The following is a 16,184-nucleotide window of genomic DNA, read 5'->3' on the forward strand; positions in this document are numbered from 1 at the left end:
GAGCGGTGACCACCGAGAGGATGACGTTCTGCTCGTGCAGCACCTTGTAATGCTTCAGGCTGTGCATCAGCGCGGTCGGTGCGCTCAAGGGATCGCTGGTTAGGAACACGGCGGTGCCCGAGACCAGCTGCGGCTTCTTCTTCAACAGATTGCCGGCGAGGAAATCGAGCGGGATCTCGTTGCGGCGGGTCTTGTCGAAGAGATAGCGGCTGCCGCGCACCCAGGTCCACATGCCCAGCACGATGGTGAAGGCCACGACCAGCGACGCCCAGCCGCCTTCGAACACCTTGACGATGTTGGAGGCGAAGAAGCCGACGTCGATGAAGGCAAACAGCACGGTCAGCGGGATCGCCACCGAGAGCTTCCACTTCCAGATCCGGGTCATGACGACATAGAGCAGCACCGTCGTCACCAGCATGTTGCCGGTCACCGAGATGCCGTAGGCGGAAGCCAGCTTGCTGGATTCGCCGAAGCCGACCACCAGCATCATGACCACCAGGGCCAGCAGCAGGTTGACGCGCGGCATGTAGATCTGGCCGGACTGCTTTTCCGACGTGTGCAGGATTTCCAGCCGCGGCAGCATGTTGAGCTGCACCGCCTGCCTGGTCAGCGAGAAGGCACCCGAAATCACCGCCTGGCTGGCGATAACCGTCGCGGCGGTCGCCAGCACGACCATGGGAATCAGAGCCCAACCCTCGTTCATCTCGAAGAACGGATGGCCGACGATGCCATTCTTGGCCAGCACGAAGGCGCCCTGTCCGGCATAATTGAGCAGCAGACAGGGAAACACGATCGCCAGCCAGGCAAGTACGATCGGCTTGCGGCCGAAATGACCGAGATCGGCATAGAGCGCTTCTGCACCGGTCACGGCAAGGAAGACGGCGCCGACCGTGACGAAGGCCACGTCCGGCGAATGAATCAGGAAGGCGACGATGTAGTGCGGGCTGATTGCCAGCAGGATTTCTGGATCGTTGATGATGTGTTTCAGGCCGGAAAGGCCGATCGCCAGGAACCAGACCGCGGTCACCGGCCCGAACACCAATCCCACCCCGCCCGTGCCAAAGCGCTGCACCGCGAACACCATGGCGAGGATGACCAGGGTCAGCGGCACCACATAAGGCTGGAAAGCAGGCGTGACGACGTTCATGCCCTCGACCGCCGAAAGCACCGAAATCGCCGGCGTGATGACCGCATCGCCAAAAAACAGCGAGGCGCCGACGATGCCAATGCCCAGAATCACCGCCGAGCGCTTCGGGAAACTGCCGCGTGCCAGCGCCATCAGCGACAGCACGCCGCCTTCGCCGCGGTTGTCGGCGCGCAGCACGAACATGATGTATTTTATCGTAACCGTAATCGTCAGCGACCAGATGATCAGCGACAGCACACCGAGAATATCGCCGCGATCAGCAACGGTGCCGTGTGACGACGCGACCAGCGCTTCTCGAAAGGCATAGATAGGGCTGGTGCCGATATCCCCATAGACCACACCGAGCGCGCCCAGCATCAGCACCTTGGTGCTATGCTGTTCGATTTCCGGATGGCTCGATTGGTCGACGGGTTCTGCCTCACTACCAGCATTGGCAAGGGCCATGTACGACACTCCGATAAACGCGCGGTGCTCTACGCTTGCTGCAATGCAATATCAAGTGCCGTAACGTTATGGCACTCATGTTAGCAGCGCGCGGCTCCCGGTGGGCGACGTCTTGCGATGTCGATCCATGCGACGTTTCGCATGCTCATATCCCGAACCATCGCAAAACAACCAGGCCCGGCGAACTCGTACCTATTAAATGGCGACCTGCGTGCCGATTTCAACGACGCGTCCGGTCGGGATCTGGAAATACTCCGTCGCATCGGCCGCCGTGCGCGCCAGCCCGATGAACAGCCGGTCCTGCCACACCGGCATGCCGGAATTGGGCGAGGCCTTGAGCGAGCGCCGCGACAGGAAGAAGGACGTCGTCATGATGTCGAACTTCCAGCCTTGCTTGCGGCAGATCGCCAGCGCGCGCGGGATGTTGGGCTGCTCCATGTAGCCGAAGGTCAGCGTCACCCGCATGAACAGCTCGTTGACCGTCTCCATCTTCACCCGCTCGCTGTCGGGCACCACCGGCTGCGGTGCGGTGACCACCGAGAGGATGACGTTCTGCTCGTGCAGCACCTTGTAATGCTTCAGGCTGTGCATCAGCGCGGTCGGTGCGCTCAAGGGATCGCTGGTTAGGAACACGGCGGTGCCCGAGACCAGCTGCGGCTTTTTCTTCAACAGGTTGCCGGCGAGGAAATCGAGCGGGATCTCGTTGCGGCGGGTCTTGTCGAAGAGATAGCGGCTGCCGCGTATCCACGTCCACATGATCAGCCCCATCAGGCTCGCAACGGTGATCGAGACCCAGCCGCCTTCAACGATCTTCACGACATTGGCCAGGAAGAAGCCGCTGTCGATAATGCCGAACAGCAAAGTCAGCGCCAGGGCGAGCGCCAGCTTCCATTTCCACATCTTGCGCATCACCACGAACAGCAGGATCGTCGTCATCAGCATTTCGCCGGTCACCGAGATGCCGTAGGCGGAAGCCAGCGAACTCGAACTGCCGAAACCGACCACCAGCAGCATCACGCCCATCGCGATGAGCAGGTTGACGCGCGGCATGTAGATCTGCCCGGACTGCATTTCCGAGGTATGTTGCACCTCGATGCGTGGCAGAAGGTTGAGCTGCACCGCCTGGCGGGTCAGTGAAAAAGCCCCTGAAATGACCGCCTGACTGGCAATGACGGTCGCCGCCGTTGCCAGTCCCACCATCGGCATCAGCGCCCAGTCAGGCAGCATCTGGAAGAACGGATTGGTCGGTTTTCCATCATTGGCGAGCACAAAGGCGCCCTGCCCGAAATAGTTGAGCAGCAGGCAGGGAAACACCACGGAAAACCATGCCAGCACGATCGGCTTGCGTCCGAAATGGCCGAGATCGACATAAAGCGCCTCGGCCCCGGTCACGGCCAGGAACACCGCGCCGACAGTGACGAAGGCGGCGGTGGGTGTGCTGGCCAGATAGGCAACCGCGTAATAGGGATTGATGGCCAGCAGGATCGATGGATCATCCATCAAGTGATAAATGCCCGCGACGCCGATCGCCAGGAACCACAGCGCCGTCACCGGCCCGAACACCGCCGCTACCTTTCCCGTGCCGAAGCGCTGCACCGAGAACAGGATGGCAAGGATGACCAGCGTGATCGGCACGACATAGGCGTCCAGCGCCGGGGTCACCACCGTCAGGCCTTCGACCGCCGACAGCACCGAGATGGCCGGCGTTATGATCGAATCGCCGAAAAACAGCGCCGCGCCGCAAAGTCCGATCACGAGGATCAGTCGGGCGCCTTTGGGATAGGCGCTGCGTGCCAGCGACATCAGCGACAGCGTGCCGCCTTCGCCCTTGTTGTCGGCACGAAGCACGAAGGCGACATATTTGATGGTGACGATGATCGTCAGCGCCCAGACAATCAGCGACAAAACGCCAAGCACGTGAACGCGCGTATCGATGCCGGGCGAAGCGTGAAGCGCCTCGCGAAAGGCGTAGATCGGACTTGTGCCTATATCGCCATAGACGACGCCGAGCGCGCCCAGCATCAGAACCTTGGTGCTGTGCTGCTCAACCTCGGAACGGCTCGATTGCTCGACGGTTTCAGCCTCGCTAACGCGACTGGCAAGGTCCATGGACCACTCCCCGACAAGCGCGCAGTGCCTCACGCATGCTGCGATGCGGTGTCAATTGCACGCTATGGCTGCCATACCTGCAAAGCGAAGCCCTAACCCTACCAGCCGCAGGCTCTGAGAAACCGACCCACCGTGCCGGCCATGCCATACTCCAACGCGTCGGCTGTCAACCCATGTCCGATCGACACTTCGGCCAATGCCGGAACACGCCTTGCCAGCGCGGGCAGATTGGCCACCGTCAGGTCGTGTCCGGCGTTGACCTGGAGGCCGGCGGCTAATGCCGCGTCAGCGGTTTTCCCCAATCTTTCCAATTCTTTGGCCGCCTTACCGGAGTCGGAATAGTGGCTGCCATAAGGGCCGGTATAGAGTTCAATACGATCGGCGCCCGTATCGCGAGCGGCCCCTATGCCGGTGGGATCCGCGTCGGAAAACAGCGAGACCCTGAAACCGCCCTTCTTCAGACGCTTGACAACAGGCATCAGGAACGCCGCATCGGCGATGAAGTTCCAGCCGTGATCGGAGGTTGCCTGTGCCGGATCGTCGGGAACCAGCGTCACCTGTTCGGGCTGATTCTTCTCCACAAGCGCCAGGAAATCCTCACTTGGGTAGCCCTCGATATTGAATTCCGCCTGCGGAAACTCATCGTCGATCAGCGCCCTGATCAGGGGCAGGTCGGAATGCCTTGTGTGACGTTCGTCGGGGCGCGGATGCACTGTCAGCCCATGCGCTCCGGCGGCAAGGGCAAGGCGGCCGACGCCGATCACATCGGGCCATGGCAGGTCGCGCCGGTTGCGCAGCATGGCGATGGCGTTGAGGTTGACGGAAAGCTTGGCGGGCATGGGCTTGGCGTCCGTGAAAACAGTCGATTGAGGCGCGCCACGCTCATTCGTTCCGGCACGGCGCATTTGAAACAGCGCATCTATAGCGTCTTTGACGGGAACAGATAGGGCCTTTCCGGTGTTCCAGAAGACCAACATATTCCGTGAAAGGGAGGCACCACCTTGAATTTCCTCCAATCCGTGCCGGCGATCCGCCGCATCGACACCAGCCGCGACGACCTCCTTGCCTTCGATGTGGTCGGCCATGTCTCGGCCGCCGATGCCGAGAACCTGTTCGGCCTGCTGGAGGCGGCCTATGCGCTCCATCCGAGAATCGACGTCGCCGTGCGCATAGTCGATCACGAGGGCGTCGACTGGGCCGACATCTCCGATGAGACCATCAAGAAGGGTGCCGTCCACGCATTGGAGCATATTGGCCGTTGCGCGGCGATCGGCGCGCCTGACTGGACGCCGAACGCACGACACGCCTTGCCCGCTTCGTCGCCTGTCGAATTCAGGCATTTCAAGATCGAGGAGGAAGCTGCTGCCTGGGAGTGGCTCGCGGCGCGCCCGACGGGCGAAGAGGCGACCGCCGCTCCAGAAAGAAAATGAAACGATTCTCCCGGCTGCCGCCGACCCCTTCTATCTGACGATGGTCAGCCGTTCGGCGGCCCGGGTGATGGCTGTATAAAGCCAGCGCTGGCGCGTTTCCTTGAAGGCCCAGCTTTCGTCGAACAGCACGATCTCGTTCCACTGTGAGCCCTGCGCCTTGTGCACGGTCAGCGCATAGCCGTAGTCGAAATCGTCGAAGCGCTTCTTCTGCTGCCAGGGGATATCGGCATCCGGATCCTCGAACGCCGCCTTGAGCAGCTTGATCTTGGCGACGCCGCGATCCGGATCGTCCTCTTCGGGCGACACCAGAAGGTTGATGCCGGGCTTCACCGTCTCGCGCGACGAGGTCATCACCTTCCAGAGCGAACCGTTGAGCAGGCCCTTGGCGGGATCGTTGCGCAGGCAGACCAGCTTGTCGCCCGCTTGTGGGTAATCGGCATTGAAGCCCTTCAGTTCGCGCAGGCGCTGGTTGTAGCGCCGCCGCGTGCGGTTGGTGCCGACCAGCACCTGGTCCGCTTTCAGCACCAGTTCCTGGTTGACGTCTTCCTTGCCGATCACCTGCGCGGTGCCATAGTCGCCGCGCATGAATTCGCGGCCTTCGCGCACATCGAGCGCCAGCCGCAGGATCGGATTGTCGCGCGCCTGCCGGTGGATTTCGGTCAGCAAAAAGTCCGGCTCATGGTCGGTGAAGAAGCCGCCGCCCGAGATCGGCGGCAACTGGCCGGGATCGCCCAGCACCAGGATCGGCGTGCCGAAACTCATCAGGTCGCGGCCAAGCTGCTCGTCGACCATCGAGCATTCGTCGATGACGACCAGTTTGGCGCGCGAGATCGGGCTTTGCCGGTTGAGCGAAAAGGTCGGCGACATCGAGGTCTTGCCGGTCACCTCGTCGGCCACCGATTCCTCGCCCTTGGGCCGGTAGATCAGCGAATGGATGGTGCGCGCGTTGACCGCGCCCTTGGAGCGCAGCACCTGCGCCGCCTTGCCGGTGAAGGCGGCGAACTGCACCTGGCCGTCGACATGCTCGGCGAAATAGCGCGCCAGCGTCGTCTTGCCGGTGCCGGCATAGCCGAACAGCCGGAACAATTGCGGCTTGCCGGCCTGCAGCCAACGGGCGACCGCTTGCAAGGCCTCGTCCTGTTGTGGTGAAAATTCCATCTGATCGTGTGACCGGATTCGCGAGGCAAAGACAAGATACCCGCCATCATCAACGACACAGCCGATGGCGAACTCCCCTGCGGTTCAGGCTATCAGCCGCAGCCAAGAACGTAAAGGGAACGAAAAGGGTGACCGTGCACCTCAGTTGGCAGCGCGCGGATCGTTCTCCAGCAGGATCGGCTTGCCATGTGGCGTGGCATGAGCGGCGCGTTCCCAGGCCTGCGCCATCGCATCGACATCAGGCTTGGCGGCCAGCCCCTTCGACGCCAGCAGGTTTTCCAGCGCCGCCAGCCAATGCTCGTAATAATCATGGCCGTCCGCCGCGGCACCTGGCTTCTTCACCTCGGCCGATAGGGCATCCGCCCATTCGCCCCACGAAAACAGGCCCTTGTCGTGCAGCGCCACCGTCATGGCGAAGGCTTCGGCCTGCCAGGGTTCGGCAAACACCGGTGCGTCGAGGCCAGCGGGCAAACCGGCGGCGGACCCCTTCGCTTCAGGCCGGCTCAAGATAGCTCTCCCAAGCGTCGATCGAGACGGTCAATGTCGGGTCGGCGCCCTCGCCCCAGATCTCGCTCCCGTCGAAGACCACGGTGTAGACCCATTGCGGGTTCTCGCCTTGCCCGTGAGCGTTGCTGTCGGGAAAGACGAAGCCGTCGCGCACCGCCTCGATCGTGCCCTGCTTGTCGCGCGCATAGCGCGGCAGTCTGGTATGGCCGGTCGGGTTGAAGTTTTTGGTCCGCACCGAATCACCAGCCTTGAAGCGCGGCGCGGTCTCGACCGGCCGGTCGCACGGGCCGCCCTTGGCCAGCACGGCCGGCACATTTTCCGCCTTCAGCACTCTTTTGGGCGTCGCCGCCGGATCGATCGCGTCGCCTGCCCTGAGGTCGCGCTCGCTGACGAAGCCGTGCCGCTTGAGCAGGGTCTCCAGCGCCTTGATCCAGATCTGATAGTAGCTGGAGCCGTAGTAATCGGCCGGATGGAGCGATTCCCGCGCATGCCGGCTCTCGTCGATGTTCCAGGCGCCCATGGCGCCGGCGCACAGCGTCACGCCAAGCGCGCGGCGCTCCCAGTTGGCATGGAAATAAGGCTCGTCCTTCTCCGGGGCGACCGGGCCGAACCCCATCTGTCCGCCAAGATCCTGGGGGCCGTTCATGCGGGCACCCCCTTATCCGGCCCGTGGGCCAGCGCGGTGCCGATCATCGCATCGCGGCTTACCAGCTCGGCCAGCCGCTCTTCGCTCCAGCCCTCGGTGCCTTCCGGCCGCGTCGGCACGACGAGATAGCGCAGTTCCGCCGTCGAATCCCAGACGCGTATCTTCGTCTCGGCGGGCAGGGAGAGCCCGAATTCCTCGAGCACGCCGCGCGGATCGATCACCGCGCGCGACCGATAGGGCGGCGCCTTGTACCAAACCGGCGGCAAGCCAAGCACCGACCACGGGTAACAGGAGCACAGCGTGCAGACGACGAGGTTGTGGGTGTCCCCGGTGTTGAACACCGCCTGCATGTGTTCGCCCTGCCGGCCGGTATAGCTCAGCGACTCGATCGCCGCCGTCGCATCGCGCTTCAGCCACTCGGCAAAAGCGGGATCGTTCCAGGCCTTCGCCACCACCCTGGCGCCGTTGCGTGGACCGATCTTGGTCTCGTAGGTGTCGACGATGACGTCGATCGCGGCTGGATCGATCAGCCCCTTGCGGGTCAGGATAGTTTCGAGCGCCCGAACCCGCGCGGCAAACGGATCGAGTTCGTTGTCGTGATCATGATCGTGGGACATGACGGCAAATTACGGTTCCGACCTGCCCGCCGCAAGCTCCATGGCTTGGGCCAACCGGACCGGAGCTTTGTCCGTCTGCTACTCGGCGGCCGTCTTCTGCGGCTCGCCCGGGATGTCGTCATTGGTGCCGAACAGCGAGGGCTGATCGCCATCTTCGACCACATGCAGCTCGGCTTTGCGCTTCGGCATGAGCCCGGCCAGCCAGCCCGAGAAATTCTCCATGTAGACGTAGATGACCGGCGTCACGAACAAGGTCAGCGCCTGCGATGCGAGCAAGCCGCCGACGACGGCGACGCCCAGCGGCTGGCGCAGTTCCGCGCTGGCGCCGGTGCCGAGCGCGATCGGGAACGTGCCCATGAGTGCTGCCAGCGTCGTCATCATGATCGGCCTGAACCGCATCAGGCAGGCCTTGTGGATGGAGTCCGTGGCCGACATGCCCTCGCGCCGCAGTTCGAGCGCGACATCGACCATCATGATGCCGTTCTTCTTGACGATGCCGATCAGCATCAGGATGCCGATCACCGCGATGACGGACAGATCCATGCCGGCGAAGCGCAAGGCAACGACCGCCCCGAGCACAGCCGACGGCAGGCCGGTCAAGATGGTGAGCGGGTGGATGAAGCTCTCATACAGAATGCCAAGCACGATATAGATGGTCAGGATGGCGCCGCCGACCAGCAGGCCCTGGTTGGCGAGCGAATCCTGGAAGGTCTTGGCCGTGCCGGCGAAGGTGGTCGAGATCGCCGCCGGCATGCCGATCTGCTCCTTGAGCTGGTCGATGCGTTTCACGCTGTCGCCGAGCGAGACGCCCTGCGGCAAATTGTAGGAGACGGTGACGGCCGGAAGCTGGCCGAGCTGGTTGACCGTCAGGGCGCCGGCCGTGCGGTCGACACGGGCGAAAGCGCCGAGCGGGACCAGGCTTCCACTCGCCGTCCGCATCTGGATGGCGAGCATCCTCTCCGGCGACCATTCGATCTTGGGATCAAGTTCGGTGATGACTTCGTAGCTGTCGGCCGAGCCGAAGATCGTCGAAACCTGGTCGGTGCCGAACCCGCCATAAAGCGCGGAGCGCAGCGTGTCGGTGTCGATGCCGAGTTGCGCGGCCTTGTCGCGGTCCACCACCAGCGCCGCCTGCAGAGCGTTGTTCTGCAGGTCGCTGGTGACATCGGCGAAGTTAGCGTGGTCGGCCGCCATCGCGTCATTCATCTTCTGAGCCCAGATATCGGTCAGGCCGGTATCGAGGCCCTGAACCACCAGCTGGTAGGCGCTGGCCGACGAGCGCGAACCCAGCCTCAGATTCTGCACCGGCTGCATGTAGGTTTCGATGCCCGCAACGCCGGCCAGTTGCTTGCGCAGATCCGCAAGCACCTTCTCGATATCGGGACGCTGGTCCTTGCCCTTGAGCTGGACGAAGAGCTGTCCCTGGTTGAGCGCATTGTTGCCGCTGCCCGCCGACCACGCGACATGGTCGACATAGGGTGATTTCGAGAACACGCTGGCCACCTGCCCTTGCAGCTTGGCCATGGCGTCGAACGAAATGTCCTGGCGCGCGATGGTGGTCACCGATATCTGGCCGATATCCTCCTGCGGGAAGAAGCCCTTCGGCGAGACCTCGATCAGCCACACCGAGGCTGCCGCGGTGCCGATGAAGACGAGGAACACAAGGAAGGTGTGCCGCAGGCAGAAGCTCAGGATCCGGTCATAGCCGCGCGTGATGAGATCGCGCTTGTGGCCGGCGCCATGCGCCTCGCGGTCGGCCTTGGTCACCGACAGCAGCCGCGAGCACAGCATCGGCGTCAATGTCAGCGACACGAACATGGAAGCCAGGATGGCGACGGTCACCACGACGGCGAATTCGTTGAAGATGCGACCGATCACGCCACCCATCAGGAGCACCGGGATGAACACCGCCACCAGCGAGATCGAGATCGAAATGATGGTGAAGCCGATCTCGCGTGCGCCCTTCAGCGACGCATCGAAGGCCGACAGCCCGTCCTCCTCCATGTGGCGGAAGATGTTTTCCAGCATCACGATGGCATCGTCGACGACGAGGCCGACGGCGAGCGTCAGGCCCATCAGCGAGATGTTGTCGATGGAAAAGCCGAACAGGAACATCGCTCCGAGCGTGGCGATCAGCGAGATCGGCACTGCCACGGCCGGGATGATGGTGGCCGTGACGCGGCGCAGGAACACGAAGATCACCATGACCACCAGCGCGATAGTCAACAGCAGCGTGAACTGCACGTCGTCGACGGCCTGACGGATCGAGGTCGAGCGGTCGTTGAGCAGCTTGATCTGGGCGGCGGCCGGCATCTGGTCCTGGAAGGACGGCAGCATCGCCTTGACCCTGTCGACGACGTCGACCGTGTTCGCGTCGGGTTGGCGCTGCACCGCCATGATGATGGCGCGGGTGCCGTCGTACCAGCTTGCGGTCGTGGTCGTCTGCACCGAATCGACGACGCGGGTCACCTCGCCCAGTCGCACCGGATGACCGTTCTTGGTGGCGATGATGAGGTTGGAGAAGCCGGCCGCGTTGGTAAGCTGCGTGTTGGCGGTAATGGTCAGCTGCTGCTTGTTGTTCTGCAGCACGCCGAGCGGCGTGTTGCTGTTGGCCGAAGCCACAGCCGCCTGCAGCTGATCGATCGAGATGCCCCGCGCGGCCAGCGCGGTCGGATCGATCTGGATGCGCACGGCGTATTTCTGCTGGCCGAAGATCGAGACCTGGGCCACGCCGTCGATGGTCGACAGCGACGGCGAGATGACGTTTTCGGCGAAGGCGTCGAGGTCGGTCAGCGGAACCGTATCGCTGACCAGCGACATCAGCAGGATCGGCGCGTCGGCCGGATTGACCTTGCGATAGCTCGGCGGCGACGTCATCTGCGGCGGCAGCGATTTCTGCGTGCGCGCGATCGCGGCCTGCACGTCGGCCGCCGCCGCGTCGATGTCGCGGTTGAGGACGAACTGGATGGCGATCGAGGTCTGGCCGAGCGAGTTGGTGGTCGAAATGGAATCGATGCCGGCGATGGTCGCGAACTGCTTGATCAGCGGCGTCGCCACCGATGTCGCCATGGTCTCCGGCGAGGCGCCGGGCAGCGATGCCGAGACGTTGACGACAGGGAATTCGGCGCTCGGCAGTGCCGCGACCGGCAGGAATTTGTAGGCGAACAGCCCGCCCAGCACGAGGGCGAACGACATCAGGAGCGTGGCGACGGGCCTGCGAATGCAGAATTCGGAGATCATTGGGCCGCCCCGCCGGCATTGGTCGCCTGGGCCACTTTGGGCGCGGCCTCCTTGCCTTCATGCACCGCGGCGCCGTCCTTCAGCCGTGTCTGGCCTTCGGTGACAACCTTCTCGCCGCTTTTCAGCCCTTGGCTGATGGCGCTGTTTTCGCCCTCGGTCAGCGCCACCTGCACTGGCCGCATCTGGACGGTGTTGTCCGGCTTGACCACATAGACGAACGGCCCCTTCTGGCTGGGCTGGACCGCGACGGTGGGAACCGAGGTCATCTGCGGCATGATGCCGGCGTCAAGCACGACGTTCACATATTGGCCCGGCCACAAGGAAAGATCCGCATTGGGAATGCTGGCCCGCGTGGCGATCGTGCCCGACGCGGTGTCGACGCTGGAATCGACGAAATCGAGCGTGCCCTTGCCGATCGGCCTCGGGTCGCCGTTTTGGGTCAGCGTCACCGCATTCTGCTGCGGATTGGCAAGCGCCTTGTGCAGCAGCGCGAGGTCGCGTTCCGGCAGATTGAAGTTGACCTGCAGCGGATCCATCTGGGTGATGGTCACCAGCGGCGTCGCCGTGCTGCTGTTGCCATTGCTGACCGTGACGAGATCGCCGACGGCGACGTTGACCGCGCCCAACCTGCCCGAGATTGGCGCGGCAATGGTGGCAAAGCCAAGCTGGACATTGTCGGCGTCGATCGTCGCCTTGTCGGCATCGACGGTCGCCGCCGCCGCCTTCTGCGCGGCAACGGCCTGGTCGTAGGTCTGCTGCGTCCCGGCCTGCTTGGCGACAAGATCCTTGGCGCGCTGAAGATCGGAATTCGAACTGGCAAGCAGCGCCTGGTCCTTGGCAAGCGTGGCCTGGTCCTTGGCCAGCTGCGCTTTCAGGGCGCGGTCATCCAGTGAAAACAGCACGTCACCGGTCTTCACCATCTGTCCGTCCTTGACGTCGATCGACACGATCTGGCTGGAGACGCGGGCGTTGATGTTGACCACGGCCGGAGAGGAAACGAAGCCGATGGCATAGCGGCGGATCGGAAAGTCAGCTGTCGTTGCAGTCGCCGAAACGATAGAGGCCGAACGGGCGCCGCCATTGCCGCCGCTGGCCTGTTTGCCGCCTGCCGGCTTGTCGGCCGCTGGCTTGTCTGTCGCGGCGACCTGCTTTGTGCCGATGAGCTGCTGAGCCTTGTTCAGCGCTTCCGGCGACAAATAGAGCCAGGCCGCGCCCGCACAGGCAATCGCCAGCAATGAAAGAAGGACTTTTCCACGCATCGACAAAAGACCTCTCCGTCCGACACGCCATAGCCAGGTGGTCGTATTCTAGCGCAATTCACGGCTCACTGCCGCGATTTCGCCGAATAGATAGGACGGGCGTTTGTCGGAAAAGGGCCAAAACATGGCATTACGAAGATTTAATGTGCACTGCACAATAGCTGTGCAGCCGGCTATCGTTTAGGGCCGAAGGCCCGATTGGCCCCGAAAATAGCCTCCGAAAGGGTGGAGCGGGCCGTAGCCTAGCGCAGCATCGGCCAAAGCGTCGCCGCCAGCAGCACGCCCATGGCGATGTTGAACCATTTCAGCCGCACCGCATCCGACAGGAAACCACGCAGCGCCGTGCCGAACCCCGCCCACACCGAGACGCTGGGAAGATTGACCACGGTAAAAGCCACGCCAATCAGAATGACGGACAGGAACGGCCGTTCCGGATTGGTGTAGACGGCCATCGCGGTGATGGCCATCACCCAGGCCTTGGGGTTGACCCATTGGAAAGCCGCCGCATCGACGAAGCGCATCGGCCGCGCATTGGTCTCACCCTTGCCGCTGAGCGAGCGCGACATGGCGATCTTCCAGGCCAAGTAGAGTAGGTAGACGGCACCGGCGATCTTCAGCCCGGTGTGCAATGCCGGAAACGCGGTCAGCACCGCGCCCAGGCCGAAGCCGACGGCGAGCAACAGGACGAGAAAGCCGATGCTGATGCCCAGCATGTGCGGCACTGTCCTGGCGATGCCGAAATTGACGCCGGAGGCCAGCAGCATGAGGTTGTTCGGCCCTGGCGTGATCGAGGTCACCAAGGCGTAGACAAGCAGGGCGAGGAATGCGTCGAGGGACATGATATCCTCCCAGATACGTCAGTACTCTTGTCTCTTTCCGACGGCTGCACAAAGGCCAGTGCCGGCCGTTGGTCACGCCAGTCCTGCATTCGTGGAAAATTCGGCTGGGTTACGTCGGTCTACATGCCTTGCGGGCCGCGGTTCATCGCCGCCACGCCGGTGCGGCAGATCTCGACCAGGCCGAGCGGCTTCATGATGGCGATGAACTGGTCGAGCTTGGAGCCCTTGCCGGTGATCTCGAAGATGAAATGCTCGGTATTGGCGTCGATGACGCTGGCGCGGAAAGCGTCGGCGAGTCTCAGCGCCTCGACCCGGGCCTCGCCGGTGCCGGCAACCTTGACCAGCGCGAGTTCCCGCTCCAGCGGCCGCTCCTGGCCGAGCTCGTGCGAGCGGACAGTCAGATCGACCACGCGGTGCACCGGCACGATGCGTTCGAGCTGATGCTTGATCTGCTCCATCACATGCGGCGTGCCGCGCGTCACGATGGTGATGCGCGAGAGATGTTTTTCATGCTCGGTCTCGGAGACGGTCAGGCTTTCGATGTTGTAGCCGCGGCCCGAAAACAGGCCGATGACCCGGGCGAGCACGCCCGGCTCGTTGTCGACCAGCACGGAAAGCGTGTGCGTTTCCGGCTTCTCGGTTTCCTTGGCGATGAAGTAGGCGGAGCCGGTGGGCTGAAGCTGTGCGTTCATGACGTGAATCTCGATTTCAAACTTTTGAGCTAATTCTCTGTTTTAACACGGCTTCCGCCTGCGGTTAAACCAGTTCCCTGCCCTTGGCGTCGATGGCGTTGGCCACCGCTTCATCCGTCGCCTCGTCGGGCAACAGCATCTCGTTATGCGCCTTGCCCGAAGGGATCATCGGGAAGCAGTTGGCGAGTGTCGCCACGCGGCAGTCGAACAGCACCGGCTTCCTGACCGAGATCATCTCCTTGATCGCATCGTCGAGCTCGTCCGGTTTGTCGCAGCGTATGCCGTGGCCGCCATAGGCTTCGGCCAGCTTGACGAAGTCCGGCATCGCCTCGGTATAGGAATGCGACAGCCGGTTGCCGTGCAGCAGCTGCTGCCACTGCCGCACCATGCCCATATACTGGTTGTTGAGGATGAAGATCTTGATCGGCGCGTCATACTGCACCGCCGCACTCATCTCCTGCATCGTCATCTGCACCGAGGCGTCGCCGGCGATATCGACCACCAGCGCGTTCGGATGCGCGATCTGCACGCCGAGCGCGGCCGGCAGGCCGTAGCCCATCGTGCCGAGACCACCCGATGTCATCCAGCGGTTCGGCTTGTCGAAATGATAGTGCTGCGCCGCCCACATCTGGTGCTGGCCGACCTCGGTGGTGATGTAGGTGTCCATGTCCTTGGTCAGCGCGTAAAGCCGCTGGATGGCGTATTGCGGCATGATCACGTCGTTGTTCATCTTGTAGGCGAGTGAATCGCGCGCCCGCCATTTGGCGATCTGCTCCCACCAGGGATAGAGCGCCTTCTTGTCGGCCTTGGCGCTCGCCCGCCACAGCCGCACCAGATCCTCCAGCACCCGGCCGACATCGCCAATGATCGGCACGTCGGTGTGGACGTTCTTGTTGATCGAGGACGGATCGATGTCGATGTGAATCTTCTTCGAATTCGGCGAAAACGCGGTCAGCCGGCCGGTGATGCGGTCGTCGAAGCGCGCGCCGATGCAGATCATCACGTCGCAATCATGCATCGCCATGTTGGCTTCATAGGTACCGTGCATGCCGAGCATGCCCATCCAGTTCTTGCCCGAGGCCGGATAGGCGCCGAGTCCCATCAGCGTCGAGGTGATCGGGAAACCGGTGAGGTCGACCAGTTCGCGCAGCAGGTGGCTCGCTTCCGGACCGGAATTGATGACGCCGCCGCCCGAATAGATGATCGGCTTCTTGGCGCTCGCCATCAGTTCGACCGCGGCCTTGACCTTCTCCAGGTCGCCCTGGACCTTCGGCTGGTAGGAGGTGCGCGGTGCGATCTGCGGCGGGACATAAAAGCCCTTGGCGAACTGCACGTCCTTCGGGATGTCGACCACGACCGGACCGGGACGGCCGGTCGTGGCGACATGGAAGGCCTCGTGGATGGTCGCGGCGAGCTCGTTGACGTCCTTCACAAGCCAGTTGTGCTTGGTGCAGGGCCGCGTGATGCCGACAGTATCGCATTCCTGGAACGCGTCTGAACCGATCAGCGAGGTCGGCACTTGCCCCGTCAGACAGACCAGCGGGATCGAGTCCATCAGTGCGTCCTGCAGCGGCGTCACCGCATTGGTGGCGCCGGGGCCCGATGTCACCAGCATGACGCCGGCCTTGCCGGTCGACCGCGCATAACCCTCGGCGGCGTGGCCGGCGCCCTGCTCGTGGCGCACGAGAATATGTTCGACCTCGTCCTGCTGGAATATCTCGTCATAGATCGGGAGAACCGCGCCGCCCGGATAGCCGAAGACATGCTTGACGCCATTGTCCTTCAGCGCCTGCACCACCATTTCGGCGCCAGTCATTTCCCTGCTGCTTGGCATTTCGCGCCGCTCACTCTGTCCGTTGCTCATCGGTCTGGTCCCGTACTGTCGCCATTTGGGCGTTTGCTGGTCGTTTAGTCGTGTTTCAGACAATAAAAAAGGCCCCCGAGGGAGCCTGTGTGGTGCGCATGGGAGGTTTTCGCCCGGCGGTTACACCGCCTTGCCCACGCGCCTTCCTACGAGAATGAGTGCCGTTTTCATGGGGGCGGACCATAAAGGCGAACTCGCGGGGTCGTCAATGGGGGATAATGCGAATTCACTC

General features: G+C 63.0%; 13 protein-coding genes. 1 reads left to right on the forward strand and 12 read right to left on the reverse strand.

Annotated elements, in window-relative coordinates:
* The 3 genes from EN804_RS09285 to EN804_RS09295 form a co-directional block, all read right to left on the reverse strand.
* Positions 1 to 1,591, reverse strand: a 1,591-nt coding sequence (locus EN804_RS09285; RefSeq protein WP_135919438.1) for a potassium transporter Kup, incomplete at its 3' end; no start/stop codon positions are given.
* A gap of 195 nt (positions 1,592 to 1,786) precedes the next feature.
* Positions 1,787 to 3,700 carry a potassium transporter Kup gene (locus tag EN804_RS09290; RefSeq protein WP_135919235.1) on the reverse strand — a complete coding sequence of 638 codons (1,914 nt, stop codon included), beginning with the start codon at positions 3,698 to 3,700 and terminating at the stop codon, positions 1,787 to 1,789.
* Between the two features lie 98 nt (positions 3,701 to 3,798).
* Entirely contained in the window at positions 3,799 to 4,539 is a 741-nt protein-coding gene (locus EN804_RS09295; RefSeq protein ID WP_135919236.1) for a pyridoxine 5'-phosphate synthase, read from the reverse strand.
* Between the two features lie 162 nt (positions 4,540 to 4,701).
* On the opposite strand from EN804_RS09295, the gene EN804_RS09300 reads away from it, so the two are divergent.
* Entirely contained in the window at positions 4,702 to 5,130 is a 429-nt protein-coding gene (locus EN804_RS09300; protein ID WP_127280159.1) for an STAS/SEC14 domain-containing protein, read from the forward strand.
* A gap of 30 nt (positions 5,131 to 5,160) precedes the next feature.
* Here the strand turns inward: EN804_RS09300 and EN804_RS09305 are convergent, their stop codons facing one another.
* The 9 genes from EN804_RS09305 to EN804_RS09345 form a co-directional block, all read right to left on the reverse strand.
* A complete protein-coding gene (locus EN804_RS09305) occupies positions 5,161 to 6,288 on the reverse strand; it encodes an ATP-dependent RecD-like DNA helicase (protein WP_135866514.1) in 1,128 nt (375 codons plus the stop codon).
* 141 nt (positions 6,289 to 6,429) lie between these two features.
* Positions 6,430 to 6,795 (reverse strand): nitrile hydratase accessory protein, encoded by a 366-nt coding sequence (locus EN804_RS09310; protein ID WP_189343737.1) that lies wholly within the window; start codon positions 6,793 to 6,795, stop codon positions 6,430 to 6,432.
* Positions 6,782 to 7,441 (reverse strand): nitrile hydratase subunit beta, encoded by a 660-nt coding sequence (gene nthB, locus EN804_RS09315; protein ID WP_135919237.1) that lies wholly within the window; start codon positions 7,439 to 7,441, stop codon positions 6,782 to 6,784. The genes EN804_RS09310 and nthB overlap by 14 nt, the downstream gene beginning before the upstream one ends.
* Positions 7,438 to 8,058 (reverse strand): nitrile hydratase subunit alpha, encoded by a 621-nt coding sequence (gene nthA / locus EN804_RS09320; protein WP_127871620.1) that lies wholly within the window; start codon positions 8,056 to 8,058, stop codon positions 7,438 to 7,440. Before nthA ends, nthB begins: the two co-directional genes overlap by 4 nt.
* A 78-nt stretch (positions 8,059 to 8,136) precedes the next feature.
* A complete protein-coding gene (locus tag EN804_RS09325) occupies positions 8,137 to 11,298 on the reverse strand; it encodes an efflux RND transporter permease subunit (RefSeq protein WP_135919238.1) in 3,162 nt (1,053 codons plus the stop codon).
* Complete coding sequence (locus EN804_RS09330; RefSeq protein ID WP_135866508.1) at positions 11,295 to 12,557, reverse strand: efflux RND transporter periplasmic adaptor subunit; 1,263 nt, start codon at positions 12,555 to 12,557, stop codon at positions 11,295 to 11,297. The genes EN804_RS09325 and EN804_RS09330 overlap by 4 nt, the downstream gene beginning before the upstream one ends.
* A 242-nt stretch (positions 12,558 to 12,799) precedes the next feature.
* Positions 12,800 to 13,396: a LysE family translocator gene (locus EN804_RS09335; protein WP_135866506.1), complete on the reverse strand. Its 597-nt coding sequence runs from the start codon at positions 13,394 to 13,396 to the stop codon at positions 12,800 to 12,802.
* A 119-nt stretch (positions 13,397 to 13,515) separates the two neighbouring features.
* Positions 13,516 to 14,088 carry an acetolactate synthase small subunit gene (ilvN, locus tag EN804_RS09340; RefSeq protein ID WP_027051201.1) on the reverse strand — a complete coding sequence of 191 codons (573 nt, stop codon included), beginning with the start codon at positions 14,086 to 14,088 and terminating at the stop codon, positions 13,516 to 13,518.
* Between the two features lie 64 nt (positions 14,089 to 14,152).
* Entirely contained in the window at positions 14,153 to 15,952 is a 1,800-nt protein-coding gene (locus EN804_RS09345) for an acetolactate synthase 3 large subunit (protein ID WP_127278511.1), read from the reverse strand.
* Positions 15,953 to 16,184 lie beyond the last annotated feature (232 nt).

The sequence above is a fragment of the Mesorhizobium sp. M8A.F.Ca.ET.161.01.1.1 genome (assembly GCF_004792105.1).
Classification (GTDB): Bacteria; Pseudomonadota; Alphaproteobacteria; order Rhizobiales; family Rhizobiaceae; genus Mesorhizobium.